Raw genomic sequence first — 14,437 nt, 5'->3', positions numbered from 1 at the left:
TCATCGTCCTATATTTTTTTCCCGCTGCTCCTGCTTGATCTTGCAGTCAATGCAGTGCGTGGCCACCGGCCTGGCCTCCAGCCGCTTGAGGCCGATCTCCTCCTCGCAGTCCTCGCAGATGCCGTAGGTGCCGCTGTCGATCCGGGCGATCGCCTCGTTGATTTTTTCCAGCAGATGCTGCTCGCGGCTGCGCAGGCGCAGCTCGAAGCTGCGGTCGGACTCCAGCGTGGCGCGGTCGGTGATGTCCGGGGTGTTGAACTGATGATCCGTCATCTCCGAAATCGTCTGCTCCACGTCAGAGACGATGTCGCGCCGCATCTCCTCCAGCATCGCTCTGAATTTCCCTAATTGCTCGCTGTTCATGCCCCTCTTCTCTCCCTTTTTTCAGTCTGGCTCATCCTGCGGCCCGGCTGAACTCGCCGCTTCTGCCGCCGCTTTTTTTCATCAGGCGGATTTGGGAAATCTCCATTCCCTTGTCCACGGCCTTGCACATGTCGTAAATGGTCAGGGCGGCGACGGAAACCGCTGTCAATGCCTCCATCTCCACCCCGGTTCTGCCGGTGATGCGGACGCTGGCCTCGATGACGACGGAATGCCCCTCATCATCAAAAGAAAATGCGACCTCCGCTCCGCTGATCGCCAGCGGATGGCAGAGCGGGATCAGAGCCGAGGTCTGCTTGGCGGCCATGATGCCCGCCAGCCGGGCCACGCCGAGCACATCGCCCTTTTTCATCGTCCCGGCCTTGACCATCGCATAGGCCTCCGGGCAGAGAGAAATTCGGCCCTCGGCCACGGCTGCGCGCTCGGTCTCGGCCTTGCCGCCCACATCCACCATCCGCGCCTGGCCTGCGGCATCAAAATGCGTCAGCTCCGCGCTCACCCGTTCTCCTTTTCTTTGCCCATGAAGGAGCCGAACATCTTGGCGAAAAAGCCTTCCTCCTCGCCGTTTTTGCAATGCCCGTCAAACTCCTCCAGCAGCTCCCGCTGCTTGGCGGTCAGATTGCTCGGAGTCTGCACCTGCATTTCGACGATCATGTCGCCAGCAGACCGCCCGCGCAGGCCGACGATGCCTTCGCCGCGCAGAGTGAACCGCTCGCCGGACTGAGTGCCGGGCTTGATCTTCAGCTTGGCCGTACCGTTGACGGTCGGCACATCCACCTCGCAGCCCAAAGCGGCCTTGACCATCGAGACCGGATAGCGGAGATAGACCGTCTGATCGTCCCGGACGAAATATTCATGTTCTTTAACATGAATGACCACATATAGATCGCCGGAATGGCCGCCACGGCGGCCTCCCTCGCCCTTGCCGTTCAGCCGCATCCGCGAGCCGGTGTCCACGCCCGCCGGAATCTTGAGCAGCACCTTTTCTTTCTTCCGCACCAGCCCTTCGCCGTGACAGTCGCCGCAGGGATCGGAGACGGTCTGGCCTGCGCCCCGGCAGTGCGGGCAGGTTGAGCTGACCTGAAAGAAGCCCTGCGAGCGGGTCACTTGGCCCCGGCCCTTGCAGGTCGGGCAGCTCTGCGGCCTGCTGCCGGGCCGCGCGCCGCTGCCTTCGCAGGTCCAGCAGGTTTCCGGCTTCTCAATCTCAACTTCCTTCTCCACGCCGTGGGCTGCGTCCATGAAGGAGATTTCCAGATCGTAGCGGAGGTCGCTGCCGTGAACAGGCGCGTTGGGGTCGCGCTGCTGCGCCCGCCCGCCGAAACCGCCGAACATGCCGCCAAACATCTCGTTGATATGGGAGAAAATATCCCCCATGTCGCCGGGGCCTGAATAGCCGCTGCTCTTCAGGCCGTCGTGGCCGTAGGCATCATAAACCTGCCGCTTTTTCGCGTCGCTGAGAACCTCGTAGGCCTCGGCAGCCTCCTTGAAGCGGGACTCGGCCTCTTTGTCGCCCGGATTGCGGTCCGGGTGATACTGCATGGCCAGCTTCCGGTACGCCTTCTTTATGACATCCCCGTCCGCGCCGCGCGGCACCCCGAGAATTTCATAATAATCTCTGCTCATAGCCGCCTATGCCTGCTCGTCCTCGTCCGCCATGTCCGTCACCGACTGATCCCGCGCCCGGCGCTGGGCGGGCAGCTCGCCAATGTTGGCGAAGGTGACTCGGCCTGACGCGATTTCGCGCAGGGTCATGACCACTTCCTTATTCTTGCCGCCGACTAAAAACGGCTCGCCGTTGCGGTGCTGGCGGATGCGCTCCACCGCCAGATGGACAAGGGCGAAGCGATTGTCGTCGCCGACTTGGTCAAGGCAGTCTTCCACTGTGATACGGGCCATATGCGCTCTCCTCAAACAGGGTGCCGAGCAGGAACCCTGAAATATAATATCTGGTTTTGCAGCGAATGTGAAATCGAAAAAACTATTTTGCAAAAGGGTTGCGCAGGAGCAGGGTCTCCTCGCGGTCCGGGCCGACCGAGACAATGACCGGCGGCACCCCGGAAAGGTCTTCAATCCGGCGGACATAATCCTTGGCCTGCTGCGGCAGTTCGCTGAAATCACGCACCTTGCTGATTTCCTCGCTCCAGCCTGCAACTTCCTCGTACACAGGTTTAGCCAAGGCCGCCTGGCGGATGTTGCTGGGCATTTGGTCGAAACGCCGCCCCTCAACGGTGTAGCTCAGGCCGATTTTCAGCGTGGGCTGGCCGGAGAGGACATCTAATTTGGTGATTGCCAGACCGGTGAGACCGTTCAGGCGCACTGCGTCATTGGCCACCACCATGTCTAACCAGCCGCAGCGGCGGCGGCGGCCTGTGGTCGCGCCGAACTCCCCGCCCTTGCGCTGAAGCTCATCGCCAATCGCGTCGCCTTCCGGCAGCTCCGAGGGGAACGGGCCAGAACCCACCCGCGTGGTGTAAGCCTTGAGGATGCCGATCACCTCGTCAATATGCGCCGGGCCGAAGCCGGAGCCGATGCAGGCGTTGCCTGCCACAGTGTTCGAGGAGGTGACAAAGGGATAGGTGCCGTGGTCAATATCCAACTGCGTGCCCTGCGCGCCCTCAAAGAGGATGTTCTTGCCAGCTTTTCTCGCCTCGTCCAGTTCCACCGAGACATTGCCGATGAAGGGTGTCAGCCGCTCGGCATGGGCTTCAAACTGCGCCTTGATCTCAGCAAAGGAGGCAGGCGCAGCGTTATACTGCTTGGTCAGGAAGAAATTCTTCTCATCGACATTGGCTTGGAGCTTGTCCAAGAACTGGCTGAAATCAAGCAGGTCGCCCGCCTTGATCCCGACCCGTCCCACCTTGTCCATGTAGCAGGGGCCGATGCCGCGTCCGGTGGTGCCGATTTTTTTGCCGCTGGACAACGCCGCCTCCCGCGCCTGATCGAGCATCCGGTGATAGGGCATGATCAGATGCGCGTTCTCGCTGATCAGCAGGCGGGCGGGCGTGACCGGCAGGCCGTGACCGCGCAAATCTTCCATTTCCTCCAAGAGCACGCCTGGATCAATGATCACCCCGTTGCCGATCATGCAGCGTTTGTCCTCATAGAGGATGCCGGAGGGAATGATGTGAAAGACGTATTTCTTCCCGGCCACCACAAGAGTGTGCCCGGCATTGTTGCCGCCCTGAAAGCGGACGATGCAGTCAGCATGGCCTGTCAGCAGATCAACGATCTTGCCTTTGCCCTCATCCCCCCACTGGGTTCCAATCACCACGACACTGGCCACTGTCAGCTCCTCATCATAGAAGACGGTACAAGAAAAGGTCTGTATTTTTGCGGTCAACGCATACAGACGGCGAACGGGAGGTCAATATAGCCGAGAGAGCGGAAAAAGTCAAATCAGCTGCGTGATTTTTTCCGAGGCGCAGGGACTTGCGCGGCCTCCGGCGGACGGCTGCTGAAAAATCGCCCTTTCCGCCGTCTGCGCCTTGCGTTCCGGCACGCAGACGCAGTATAGTGAGCGCGGCGCAATTTGTCTGCATTCAACCAACTACAACTTTCCCCGGAGAACGCATGGAAGAACAAGCTCAAGCCGGCAGGCAGAAAGATCCTGCCAGTCTGCCCGTGCCCGACATTCTGCCGATCATGCCGCTGCATGGTTTTGTCTTTTTTCCCGGCATGGGCTTTCCGCTTCAAGTCGGCAGTGCCTCAGCCATGCAGTTGGTTGATCATGCCATGAGCGGCGACCGGATGATCGGCTTGGTGCTCTGCCACAAAAAACAGGCTTCAGTCACTGAGGAGATCACCAGCAAAGACCTCCACCGGGTCGGCGTGGTCGGCTACATTCACAATGTGACCAAGTTCGACGAGGGCTACTACCATGTCTTGGTCAGCGGTGTGCACAAGATGGCCGTGGCTGAGTACATCCAAGAGGAGCCGTGGATCAAAGGGCAGATCACCCGCCTGCCGATGTATTACGATGAGGAAAGCAGTGAGCTGCAAGCTCTGCTCCTCAATCTCCGCAACCAGTTCAAGAAGCTGGCCAAGCTGATGGAGATGCCGGAGGAGATCATCGCCACGCTCGGCGCGATCACCGATCCCTACCACATTGGCTACCTTGTCGCCTCGCAGCTGAATCTGAAGGTCGAGGAAGAACAGGAGATCTTAGAGATTGTTGAAGTCAACCTCATGCTGCACCGTGTCGCCCGCGAGCTGAACAAGCGGCTGGAGACGGTGGCAATGAGCAACAAGCTCCAGGAGGATATCAAGAAGGAGATCGACGGCAAGCAGAGGGAGTTCTTCCTCCGCCAGCAGATGGAGGCCATCCGCAAGGAGCTTGGCGAGGAGTCTGACGGCAAGGCTGAACTGACTGAACTGCGCAAGAAGGCCGAAGCCGCCGGCCTGAGTGAGGAAGCCCAGAAGGCGGTGAATAAAGAGTTGGCCCGTCTGGAAAGGATTTCTCCGTCTTCCCCTGAACATTCGGTGGCCCGCAACTATGTGGACTGGATCCTCGATCTGCCATGGAACAAGACCACCGAAGACACGCTTGATCTGGACAAAGCCGAACATGACTTGGACAACGAGCATTACGGCCTTGGCCAGGTGAAGAAGCGCATCCTTGAATTCCTTGCTGTGCGCAAGCTGAAGAACGACATTCAAGGGCCGATTCTTTGCCTTGCCGGTCCTCCGGGCGTGGGTAAAACATCGCTTGGTCAGTCTATTGCCAAAACTATGGGCCGCAAGTTCATACGCATGGCATTGGGCGGTCTGCGTGACGAAGCCGAGATTCGCGGCCATCGGCGCACCTACATTGGCGCATTGCCGGGCCGGATTATCCAGAGCCTGAAACGGGCGGACTCCAAGAACCCAGTGGTGCTGCTTGACGAAATAGACAAATTAGGCAGCGACTTCCGGGGCGATCCTTCCTCCGCCCTGCTCGAAGTGCTGGATCCTGAGCAGAACGCCACCTTCCGCGATCATTATCTGGACATGGAGTTTGACTTGTCCAAGATCCTCTTTATCGCTACGGCCAACATGCTCGACACCATCCCCGGCCCGCTGCGTGACCGCATGGAGGTGGTGGAGCTGTCCAGTTACACCGAGAACGAGAAGGTGGATATTGCCCGCCGCTATTTGCTGCCCAAGCAACTTCAGGAACACGCGCTTACCCCGGACAATCTGGAGATGGGCGACGCGGCATTGCTGGAACTGATCCGCTCCTATACCCGTGAGGCGGGCGTGCGCAACTTGGAGCGCGAGCTGGCCTCAGTGTGCAGAGGCGTGGCTGCCAATATTGTCCGGGGCAACAAAGCAAAGATCGTGGTCACGCCGGAGAGTCTGCACGACTATCTCGGTGTGATTCACTATTTCCCGGAGGTCAAAGCTCGTAACTGGGGCGCGGGATTAGCCACCGGCTTGGCGTGGACTCCGGTTGGCGGCAAGATACTCTTCATTGAGACCTCGAAGATGAAGGGCAAAGGCGGCCTCAGTCTGACCGGCAAGCTCGGCGACGTGATGAAGGAATCCGCAGCCGCCGCACTGACCTATCTCCGCTCCCATGCGACCGAGCTGGGCATTGACGAGGATGTGTTCTCGCAGATTGATCTGCATGTCCATGTCCCGGAAGGCGCGACTCCCAAGGACGGCCCTTCCGCTGGCGTGGCCATGGTCAGCGCGCTCTACTCGGTGATCAGCGGCAAACCGCTGCGCCGCGACGTGGCCATGACCGGCGAGATCACCCTGCGTGGCGATGTGCTGCCGGTCGGTGGTATCAATGAAAAGGTGCTGGCCGCCTTGCGGGCCGGGATCAAAGAATTGATTCTGCCGCCGCAGAACGAGCAGGATGTGCTGGAGATGCCTGAGAAGGTGCGCGCCGAAGCGGTCTTCCGCTACCCGCACACCATCGAAGAAGCTCTGGAGTTTGTTCTCGACAAGCAGGCAGGGCAGTAGCTTTTCTGCATAAGCCGCAACTTGATGTAGGGGCGAAAAATTTTTCGCCCCTACATCGCCACATGCTTGCATCCGGCATGTGCTGACTTTTTCTGTCCCTGTCTGCCGGAACATCCGCATGCGGTGCTATGCTTCCGGGGACGTGTTTCAAGCCGGAAGGAATATTTTTACGGACTGAAAGTTCATGCGCTCATGACAGAATCAGGAATTCCTATGGAAGTATTTATGTCTCTATAGCCATATTCAGACACAACTTTTCTTTTTCATCTGAAAATGTCGCTTATGGCGACAAATCATATTCCTGTCAGAGAAAAATTTAAAAAGAAAATATTAATCATTTACAGAAGGTTGAGTCAGCCTCATCCGAAAGCGCATCGAATCGGCCTTCAGCGTCATCACTCAAAGATTTCCAGCATATATTCATGCTGTCACCTCGCGTGGTTTTGAATTGAAGATTTTTTTGTATCTTGGCTTATGGCATTGAAAAAATTGTGCTATAGGTTACAACTTGGGTTAATACATCACTGTGCGCTGGGCCTTGCTCCTGAGCCGCATCAGTGTCCAACGTTTTGCGCAAAGCGGTTTTCTCTCCCGGCAGACTGCAAGTTCCTCCTTGACTGGCACTGAGAAGCAATGTTACAATAAAGCTATAAGGAGGCAGAACATAATGGAAAATCTGACTGGACATTTCCTTGTCGCAACACCGCAGATGTCTGACCCTCGTTTCCGCGAGCAAGTGATTTATATCTGCGCGCACAGCCGTGACGGCTCGATGGGTGTGGCCATCAACAATCCCAATCAGGAAATCACCATGATGGAAATTCTCCTCAGCACCAACATTCCGCTGCCGGAAGGGCCTTTGCCGCCAGTTTATACTGGCGGGCCAGTGGAGACCGAGTCTGGTTTTATTCTTTACCGGGCGGAGCAGCAGCACGGCAGCGGGCTTGCCGTCACCCCTGAAATAGCCCTGTCGCGCGAGTCGCGGCTGCTGGAGGACATCTCCAAGGGCAAAGGGCCAAAGGACTATCTTTTTCTGCTCGGCTACGCGGGTTGGGGGCCGGGCCAGCTGGAGGCGGAGCTGTTGGACAACTCATGGCTGACTGTGCCCGGCGACATCGGCGTGCTGTTCCATACCCCGGACGAGCAGAAATGGAAAAAAGCGGCCCGCCGTTTCGGCATCGACATCTCGATGTTCAGCGGGGTGGTCGGCAATGCCTGAGCAAGGCGGCGGCAGAGCGGCAGCGGAGGGCGGTTCCTGTCAGGGCCGCCTTTTTTGTTCCCTTCCAAGTACCGCCATTGGAACAATCTTTTCAACCGAAGGAGGGCATCATGTTCTGGAAAACGTTCCTGCTTGCCGCCGTCTGCTGCCTGCTGCCGCTCTCCGGCAGTCCGGCAGCGGCGCGGAGCCTCAGCGTTGAAATCATCACCGACAGCGGCCAGCCCTGTCCTGTCTACCCAGTCGGCTCGCGCGACGGCAGCCGCCGCGCCTATGTCGAGGCGCGGCTCAACGCCCGCTACGGCATCCGCATCACCAATCACACAGGCCGCCGTCTGGGGCTGGTGGTGGCTGTGGACGGGCGGAACATCATCTCCGGCAACCGTTCCCATCTCAGCAGCTCGGAGCGGATGTATGTGCTTGATCCCTACAGCGAGGCAGTCTATGACGGCTGGCGCACAAGCAGGGATTATGTCAGCCGCTTCTATTTCACCAGCGCGGGCGATTCCTATGCTGGGGCATGGGATGACTACAGCGCGATGGGGGTGATCGCTGTGGCCGCCTACGCCGAGCGCAGGCTGTCCGCACCTTTCTATGACGACGCGCCCCGCCGCCGGTCGTACAGCCGTCCCGGCACTGGCTTTGGCGAAAAAAATTATTCCCCAACGGTGCGGACGGAATTTTGGCCGGAGTCCAAGCCGTTGGCCCGCCATTTTCTGAAATATGAATGGCGGGAGACTCTGTGCCGAAAAAATGTCATTGCCTGTCAGCCGCAGTCCGAAAATCGTTTTTGGGACGATGAGGATTTTTGGCATTGATCCCACCTAAAAAGACTGTTTTTTCTGGCTTGAAAAAGCTCATCGCGCAGCCAGAGGAAGCATTTCCTGCTTCAACATGCAGCAGGAAATGCGGCGAGGCTGGCCGCCGTCTGTGGAATCATCAATATTTTCCGAGTGCAGCAGCCTGCTCATCACGCAGCCTTCCGGGATGCGCAGCTTGAAAAAGCGGTCTTCGTTCAGACCGTTCCGGTGCAGGAGCTGGCCGTTTTCAATGCAAAGACTGTGGATTGGATGATCCTCGCAAAGCGGGCAGCGGTAGACCCGGCCATTGGGAAAGATGAAATAATTGTCCGCCGTCAGCCCGGCGCAGGAGAAGGCTTCCTCCGGCTCTAAAAATACCTTGGGATAGGTGACGTGAATGCCAAGGCGGGCGGCTTGGCGGGCGGTTTCCGGCACGGTTGCCAGCCAGCGGCCCGGTTCGACTTGCAAGGAATCCGCCGCCGCTGATTTGCCGCGCAGGCCAATGACTTGGATAAAGAAGCGGCGCACGCCTAAGTCCGCCAGCAGAGCGGGCATCCGGTGCAGGTGGTCAATATTCAAGGCGGAGACGGTGCAGATCAGACTGGTGCGGAAACCGAGCGCAACGGCCTTGCGTAGGTTTTCCGTGCAGACCTGAAACACACCTTCGCCTCGGATGGGATCGTTCACCGCCGCGTCCGGGCCGTCCAAGCTAAAGCTGAGGAAATCCAGCTCGTCAGGCCGCAGCCGTTCTAAGAAATTATGAAAGAGAAAGCCGTTGGAATCCACGGTCACGGCGTAGCGCAGGGCCTTGGCCGCTCGGATGATTTCCGCCAAATCAGGATGCAGGGTAGGCTCGCCGCCAAGCAGGATCAGGTTGCTCTCGCGCTCAGGCCGGGCAAAGAGCCGCAGCCAAGCGAGCGCGGTCTCTTTCGGCAGGATGTTCGTGCCGTGCTGGGCCGGATTGATGTAGCAATGGCGGCAGGCAAGGTTGCACTGGGTGAGCAGGTGCAGGAAGACGTTGCGCTCGCCGGGCTTGAAATCAACCGTTCTCGCTTTGAAGTCGCTGGTGTTCTGCAAGGGTGAATGTGGAAAGCAGGCTGTCCTGCCAGTAGGAATGTTCTTGGAAAAACTGGGCGAAAAGGGCGATGCTCTCACGCCGCAGCAAGCCGGGCAGCAATTCAATCTGCATTTCCCGGTACAGCGGGGCAAGCTGCGCCAGCGGCACGGAAGTCCCGCCGCCCATCGCGTCTTCGTAGGCCCAGACAAAACGGCGGATGCCGGACAGCAGCATGGTGCTGTAGCACATCAGGCAGGGTTCCAGCGTGGAATAGCAGGTGACGCAGCTGCAATCCAAACCCGGCTGCGCCGCCAGCAGGCCGCGCAGAGTGACGATCTCGGCATGATCCAGCTCGTTGCGCGACGCGCTGCCGCTGTTTGTGCGGCGACCTTGCGCGAGAATGCGGCCATCCTGCTGCGCCAGCACGCAGCCGACCGGGAATTCTCCTGCCGCCAAAGCCAGTTCTGCTTCCGCCAAAGCCGCCCGCATCAGCTGCTGATCTTGCGCCGCCGTCATAAATTTCTGCCGAACTGGAGTATGCTCTTGTTGACCGACACGCCGGAATGCGACTGCACCCAGTCGTGCTGGCGGTCGATGAAAGGCAGAAAAATCAAGGAAGCAGCCTGCACCTCCGGCTCCGCGCCGGGCAGCTTGGAATACACCGCCCGCCCGTTGGCAGCGGCGAAAGCCAGCATGACCTTGATCGACTGCCTAGCCTCGCTCAAAGGCAGCGTCACAGGATGCGGACGGGCAACGGTTTTCATGCGTATGTCGCGCTCCGGCCCGAACTGCCGCTGGCTGACTGTGATCTGCTTGCTGGTGCGGAGGAAAATCTCCGGGCGCAACTTGAAGGCAGGAATCCAGAACTGCATCGCCATCCTGCGCCATTCCGGACGGACAGCCAGCGGCTGGTTGGTGCGCTCGACAAAGTCGGCGAAGGTGCTGATCTGCAAGCTGGGCAGCTTGACCTGAATTTTCCAGAAAGGCAGATGCATGGCCGGTTCGGTTTGATCCTTGCTGACCGGGAGGATTTTGCAGGCGATGCGCTCCAGACCCTCGCCGCCGATCTGCCAAGCGGAATCGCAATTGGCGCAGGTGGCCACCACGCAGTCGCCCTCGCCGTCGAGATTGCCGCCGCAGCGCGGGCAGAGCGCGGCAAGGAATTTCATCTGCCAGTGCGGCTGAAAGGGCTGGCCGCCCATCGCACCGCTGGAGGTCATCAGCGGCTGGCCGAGCACCGCGTCAAAAAGGCCGTCCTCACGCGCCAGCAACGGGAGATAGATGAAGCTGACCGTCTCGCCGATGAAGGCGTGATGATAAACTTCGCCGCCGTTGCTACCCTCAATCAAATTGTGCAGCTTGGTCGCTTTTTCAAAAATCTTCCGTGGCTCAATCGCCAAGGGCAGAAAGCGGCCTTTGGTTTCGCTGCTGACACGGGACAGGCTCATCGCCTGCGGGCGCAGGCCAAGCGAGGCTGGCAGACTGGGCAGGCCGCAGCCCTCTTGGGTGGTGTCGATAATCCGGTGCGAAACCCCTGTTTCAGCGACAGAAAAAATATTGCCCTTGAAGCGGAGATAGGGAGCGTAGATCAGCCGGGCCTGATCTTTGGCCCGGTTGGGGAGGACGTAGCGGAACGGCCCGCCGCCGGTGAGGAGGAAATTTTTCACCCGGCAATACGGGCAGGCCAGCAGACGGTCCGCCGCCGACAAAGTGACTGCGCCGCCGCACTGGGGACAGGGCTGCTCGACCCGGATCTCCATTTCAGCGGAGCCGCAGGCCGCAGCCGCCGCAGAATTTCGCGCCGGGCAGATTCTCCTGATTGCAGGCCGTGCAGACCGCGCCCTTCGGTTTTTCATCTGCCGGGTGGCCGCAGCGCGGGCAGAACTTGGCTCCCGGCGTGAGATTTTTGCCGCAGTTGGCGCACTGCATGAGAACGACCTGCTGATGACCGCAGAGCGGACAGAACCGGGCATCAGCGGGAATGCGGTTGCCGCAGTCCGAACACTGTGTCGTGCTGGCGGCTGAGCCTGTCGAAGCCGAGCTTGTCGAGGCCGGGCCTGCCACCGCCGCGAAAAGTCCGGGCATCATCAGTCCCATGCCCATGCCGAGCGCGGCTCCGGCCTCGTTGTTGGCGACAGCGGCCTTTTCCATGGCCATCGCCGCCTTCATGCGGACAAAGCCGTCCATGTCCTTGATGGCACCGAGACGGCTGCGGTCGTCAATCGCGGCCTGCACCTCCTCCGGCGGAGTGATGGAGTTGATGTGCAGATCGTCCAAGGCCAAGCCGAAGCGGACGAAATCTTTAACCAAACGCTGCTTCATGGCCTCGGCCATTTCATCAAACTGCGCGGGCAGGCTGAAGAGCGTGTCCAGCGTTTCGCCGAGGTAGTCGTTGAGCCGCGAGACAATCACTCGGCCCAGATATTCCTCAATCTGGCCAGTGTTGTATTTGCCCATCGTCCCGGCCAAGGTGTTGATGAACAGCACCGGCTGGATGACGCGGATGTTGAACATGCCGTGCGCCCGCAGGCGGACAAAGCCCAGCTCTGAATCGCGGAAGGCGACCGGATCGCGGGTGCCCCATTTCAGGTCGGGGAAGACCTTGAGGTTGACGAAATAGACCTCGGCCCGCAGCGGGCTGCTGAAGGCCCACGGCGCGGAAAGCAGCTTGGTGACGATCGGGATGTTGCCGGTGCGCAGGGTGTGGCGGCCCGGCCCGAAGGCATCGCCTGCCCGGCCTTTGTAATAGAGCACCGCCGCCTGGCTTTCGCGCACAGTGAGCTGCGCGCCGAACTTGATTTCCGCAGAGCCGCGTTCCGGCAGACGGCGCAGCAGCTCTTGGCCGCTCTCGTCGAACCACTCCAGATTTTCGAGAAAAATCAAGTTTTCGGTGTTCATCGCAGGCTCCGGGCAGAAGAGGCTCTACAGCTGATACAGCGTTTCGTCGTGGGCAGGCTGTTTCGAGGAGCGGAGTTTTTTCTTCATCCCCTCAAAGCTGAAGGCATCGTCGGCATCAAGCAGGTCGCCCATCTCCTTTTCTATCGCGTCCGGGTCTTCACCAGCCTCCATGCGGGAGATGGCCTCCTCCATCGGCCCGCCAAGACGGATGCCGGTTTTGTCAGAAAATTTGCGCATCAGCTGAGCCATCTGGCGGGGATCGTCCTCGTTCATGCCCTCGGCCTCGCGCATCAGTCCCTCAAAGGCAGCCTCCATCTTGCTCTCGTCCATTCCGGCCAAGGGATCGTCCTCGCCGCTCTCCTTGGCCTTGCCGATGACAGCGAAAGCCGAGACCTGCCGGGCAAGCTCCTTTCTGCCGCATTTCGGGCAGTCAGGGCGTTTTTCAGTGTTGATCCGGCTGGAGAAGAAATTGAAGATGGTGTTGCAGTCTTGGCAGAGAAATTCGTAGATAGGCATGGTTGTGTTCTGCGTTGCTCGATGGTCTGAGTGGAAACAAAAAAATCAGGCTCCCGAAGGATACCTGATCTTTCTGATTTTCTCAACAGCGGGATGGGGGGGAATGCAGCTCAGTCGCACTCCGTGCCGGTGCAGTCGCGGACAAGGCGGACACCACGCATGTCTGCTGACCTGGAGGCAATCAGCATGTCACCATAGTAAAAATCTATATACCACGACGAACCAGTGCCGACAGCTGAAGGAGAATTCGACCATATATTTTTAAGGCCAGCTGCAGTGACATCAGGAAAAACAGTCAAGTTGACCGCAGGATCGTAGCATTGCTCTTCAACAATAGATTGCAGTTCCTTGACATTCGGGAGTCGCCAGTTTTCATAGCCAGAAAATTTACTGCTGTTGGCATTTACAGGAAGAGCAAGCGCATTCGTCCAGCTGTATTCAATCGCTCCTGCTTTAGAACAGGTATTGTTCGAGCTTATATAATTGAACCCTTCTGGACACCGCTTCCACATCACCCTCGTTTTGCTGTCAGCAACAGTGCCATCAGTCTTCGCCTTGCTAACCAGATGGCTGGTTGTTGCGGTAATGCTGGCAGTTCTGCATGTCTGCGCTGCCCAAGAAGGGATGGCGGCAAAAAAGAACACTATAGAGAAAAACAAAAAACGTTTCTGCATGACATATCTCCTGTGGCAGTAGAAGAGAATTCTTCAGAATGAAATATTGCTCAGCAAGCGCATCATAACTGAAGTTCATTCCGCTGTACGGACCAGCATGATGCTTTGCGAAGTCCTGTTCGTCTTGGCATACAGTCTGTCTGCATACCCCTGATCGAAGGTAACACCCCAAGCATTAGAGGAACTTTCCGCTGAAGGGGTTGCGCTCCAAAAAAATCTATGATCGGCGTTGATGCCTGGAAAATAATCCTGATTTGCAGCCATTGCTGTCTTGCTGCTGTTAACAAGACCGACCAGTTCCTTAATCGTCGGCACACGCCAGCCTGAATTGTAACCGCAGAGGCTGTCTATGTTGGCATTCGCCGCATAATTCTGCGTGTTATTGCCGTTATTAATGTCACCTACGCTGCCTCCGTTCGTTTTGCTGTCGCTGTTGTACCACGACAATTTTGTCGGATTTGCATTGGTTTCCCAAATCAGTCCTGTAGCGTTGTCTTTCACGCAAGACCAAGACGGCGCATTGGCGGCAAGTTCTCCCCCTGTAGCACTCAATTTGGTGAAACTGAATCCGGCATGGCCGTCAGTGTTGTTGTTGTGGGTAAAATCTCTGCCGAAACTAGCATCTTCCTGAGTGGAGGAGCTGTCAACTTTTGTCGCGATGCCGGTGTCATTCAAACCTGTAATTGCGACGGCGTTGCATTCAGCTTGCTGGCAGGCACCGCCGCAGCAGTATTGGCCGTAAGTGCTGTTTGTGCAGCCTGCGTCGTCCGTACAGGTGTTGGGCAGCGGACATTCAGCCGTCTGGCACTTGCCGTCACAGCAGTACGACCCGTAAGAGCTGCCCGCGCAGCTTGCGTCGTCCGTGCAGGTGTTAGGCAGCGGACATTCAGCCGTCTGGCATTTGCCGTCACAGCAGTACGACCCGTAAGAGCTGCCCGCGCAGCTTGCG

At 58.4% G+C, this 14,437-nt stretch carries 15 protein-coding genes; 3 read left to right on the top strand and 12 right to left on the bottom strand.

What is annotated here, in order from left to right:
* The 5 genes from dksA to ACNKH3_RS12805 all read right to left on the bottom strand — a co-directional run bounded on the left by dksA (nt 1) and on the right by ACNKH3_RS12805 (nt 3,664).
* Nucleotides 1-363, bottom strand: a complete 363-nt coding sequence (gene dksA / locus ACNKH3_RS12825; protein WP_420209506.1) for an RNA polymerase-binding protein DksA — start codon at nt 361-363, stop codon at nt 1-3.
* A gap of 31 nt (nt 364-394) precedes the next feature.
* Nucleotides 395-835, bottom strand: coding sequence for a cyclic pyranopterin monophosphate synthase MoaC (gene moaC, locus ACNKH3_RS12820; RefSeq protein ID WP_417916975.1), 441 nt, complete (start codon nt 833-835; stop codon nt 395-397).
* A gap of 41 nt (nt 836-876) precedes the next feature.
* Nucleotides 877-2,004: a molecular chaperone DnaJ gene (gene dnaJ / locus ACNKH3_RS12815; RefSeq protein WP_417916974.1), complete on the bottom strand. Its 1,128-nt coding sequence runs from the start codon at nt 2,002-2,004 to the stop codon at nt 877-879.
* 6 nt (nt 2,005-2,010) lie between these two features.
* Nucleotides 2,011-2,277 (bottom strand): DNA-directed RNA polymerase subunit omega, encoded by a 267-nt coding sequence (gene rpoZ, locus ACNKH3_RS12810; RefSeq protein WP_417916973.1) that lies wholly within the window; start codon nt 2,275-2,277, stop codon nt 2,011-2,013.
* An 82-nt stretch (nt 2,278-2,359) separates the two neighbouring features.
* Nucleotides 2,360-3,664 (bottom strand): adenylosuccinate synthase, encoded by a 1,305-nt coding sequence (locus tag ACNKH3_RS12805; RefSeq protein WP_420209505.1) that lies wholly within the window; start codon nt 3,662-3,664, stop codon nt 2,360-2,362.
* Between the two features lie 287 nt (nt 3,665-3,951).
* Between ACNKH3_RS12805 and lon the strand changes: the two genes are divergently transcribed.
* The 3 genes from lon (at nt 3,952) to ACNKH3_RS12790 (ending at nt 8,361) form a co-directional block, all read left to right on the top strand.
* Entirely contained in the window at nt 3,952-6,327 is a 2,376-nt protein-coding gene (gene lon / locus ACNKH3_RS12800) for an endopeptidase La (RefSeq protein ID WP_420209504.1), read from the top strand.
* A gap of 709 nt (nt 6,328-7,036) precedes the next feature.
* A complete protein-coding gene (locus ACNKH3_RS12795; protein WP_420209503.1) occupies nt 7,037-7,546 on the top strand; it encodes a YqgE/AlgH family protein in 510 nt (169 codons plus the stop codon).
* Nucleotides 7,547-7,656: 110 nt separating this feature from the next.
* Nucleotides 7,657-8,361, top strand: coding sequence for a hypothetical protein (locus ACNKH3_RS12790; protein WP_420209502.1), 705 nt, complete (start codon nt 7,657-7,659; stop codon nt 8,359-8,361).
* A gap of 39 nt (nt 8,362-8,400) precedes the next feature.
* Here the strand turns inward: ACNKH3_RS12790 and ACNKH3_RS12785 are convergent, their stop codons facing one another.
* The 7 genes from ACNKH3_RS12785 to ACNKH3_RS12755 form a co-directional block, all read right to left on the bottom strand.
* Nucleotides 8,401-9,420, bottom strand: a complete 1,020-nt coding sequence (locus ACNKH3_RS12785; protein WP_417916766.1) for a radical SAM protein — start codon at nt 9,418-9,420, stop codon at nt 8,401-8,403.
* A complete protein-coding gene (locus ACNKH3_RS12780) occupies nt 9,383-9,916 on the bottom strand; it encodes a nucleoside deaminase (RefSeq protein ID WP_417916767.1) in 534 nt (177 codons plus the stop codon). The genes ACNKH3_RS12785 and ACNKH3_RS12780 overlap by 38 nt, the downstream gene beginning before the upstream one ends.
* Complete coding sequence (locus ACNKH3_RS12775) at nt 9,913-11,160, bottom strand: hypothetical protein (RefSeq protein ID WP_417916768.1); 1,248 nt, start codon at nt 11,158-11,160, stop codon at nt 9,913-9,915. The genes ACNKH3_RS12780 and ACNKH3_RS12775 overlap by 4 nt, the downstream gene beginning before the upstream one ends.
* A gap of 1 nt (nt 11,161) precedes the next feature.
* Entirely contained in the window at nt 11,162-12,298 is a 1,137-nt protein-coding gene (locus tag ACNKH3_RS12770) for an SPFH domain-containing protein (protein WP_417916769.1), read from the bottom strand.
* Nucleotides 12,299-12,322: 24 nt separating this feature from the next.
* On the bottom strand, nt 12,323-12,814 hold the full coding sequence (locus ACNKH3_RS12765) for an FmdB family zinc ribbon protein (protein ID WP_417916770.1): 492 nt from the start codon (nt 12,812-12,814) through the stop codon (nt 12,323-12,325).
* A 110-nt stretch (nt 12,815-12,924) separates the two neighbouring features.
* The gene (locus ACNKH3_RS12760; RefSeq protein ID WP_417916771.1) at nt 12,925-13,488 is read right to left on the bottom strand and encodes a DUF1566 domain-containing protein; all 564 of its coding nucleotides are present in this window, start codon (nt 13,486-13,488) and stop codon (nt 12,925-12,927) included.
* A gap of 75 nt (nt 13,489-13,563) precedes the next feature.
* The coding region (locus tag ACNKH3_RS12755) for a DUF1566 domain-containing protein (RefSeq protein WP_420209501.1) at nt 13,564-14,437 on the bottom strand (874 nt) is incomplete at its 5' end.

Source organism: Candidatus Electronema sp. JC (genome assembly GCF_048287365.2).
Taxonomy (GTDB): Bacteria; Desulfobacterota; Desulfobulbia; order Desulfobulbales; family Desulfobulbaceae; genus Electronema.
This window is presented reverse-complemented; position numbering and strand designations above follow the sequence as displayed.

Excerpts from the sequence above, each read along its gene's own strand:
- dksA (WP_420209506.1), bottom strand. The coding sequence starts at position 363 with ATGAACAGCGAGCAATTAGGGAAATTCAGAGCGATGCTGGAGGAGATG.
- moaC (WP_417916975.1), bottom strand. The coding sequence starts at position 835 with ATGGTGGATGTGGGCGGCAAGGCCGAGACCGAGCGCGCAGCCGTGGCC.
- dnaJ (WP_417916974.1), bottom strand. The coding sequence starts at position 2,004 with ATGAGCAGAGATTATTATGAAATTCTCGGGGTGCCGCGCGGCGCGGAC.
- rpoZ (WP_417916973.1), bottom strand. The coding sequence starts at position 2,277 with ATGGCCCGTATCACAGTGGAAGACTGCCTTGACCAAGTCGGCGACGAC.
- lon (WP_420209504.1), top strand. The coding sequence starts at position 3,952 with ATGGAAGAACAAGCTCAAGCCGGCAGGCAGAAAGATCCTGCCAGTCTG.
- ACNKH3_RS12795 (WP_420209503.1), top strand. The coding sequence starts at position 7,037 with ATGTCTGACCCTCGTTTCCGCGAGCAAGTGATTTATATCTGCGCGCAC.
- ACNKH3_RS12790 (WP_420209502.1), top strand. The coding sequence starts at position 7,657 with ATGTTCTGGAAAACGTTCCTGCTTGCCGCCGTCTGCTGCCTGCTGCCG.
- ACNKH3_RS12780 (WP_417916767.1), bottom strand. The coding sequence starts at position 9,916 with ATGACGGCGGCGCAAGATCAGCAGCTGATGCGGGCGGCTTTGGCGGAA.
- ACNKH3_RS12775 (WP_417916768.1), bottom strand. The coding sequence starts at position 11,160 with ATGGAGATCCGGGTCGAGCAGCCCTGTCCCCAGTGCGGCGGCGCAGTC.
- ACNKH3_RS12770 (WP_417916769.1), bottom strand. The coding sequence starts at position 12,298 with ATGAACACCGAAAACTTGATTTTTCTCGAAAATCTGGAGTGGTTCGAC.
- ACNKH3_RS12765 (WP_417916770.1), bottom strand. The coding sequence starts at position 12,814 with ATGCCTATCTACGAATTTCTCTGCCAAGACTGCAACACCATCTTCAAT.
- ACNKH3_RS12760 (WP_417916771.1), bottom strand. The coding sequence starts at position 13,488 with ATGCAGAAACGTTTTTTGTTTTTCTCTATAGTGTTCTTTTTTGCCGCC.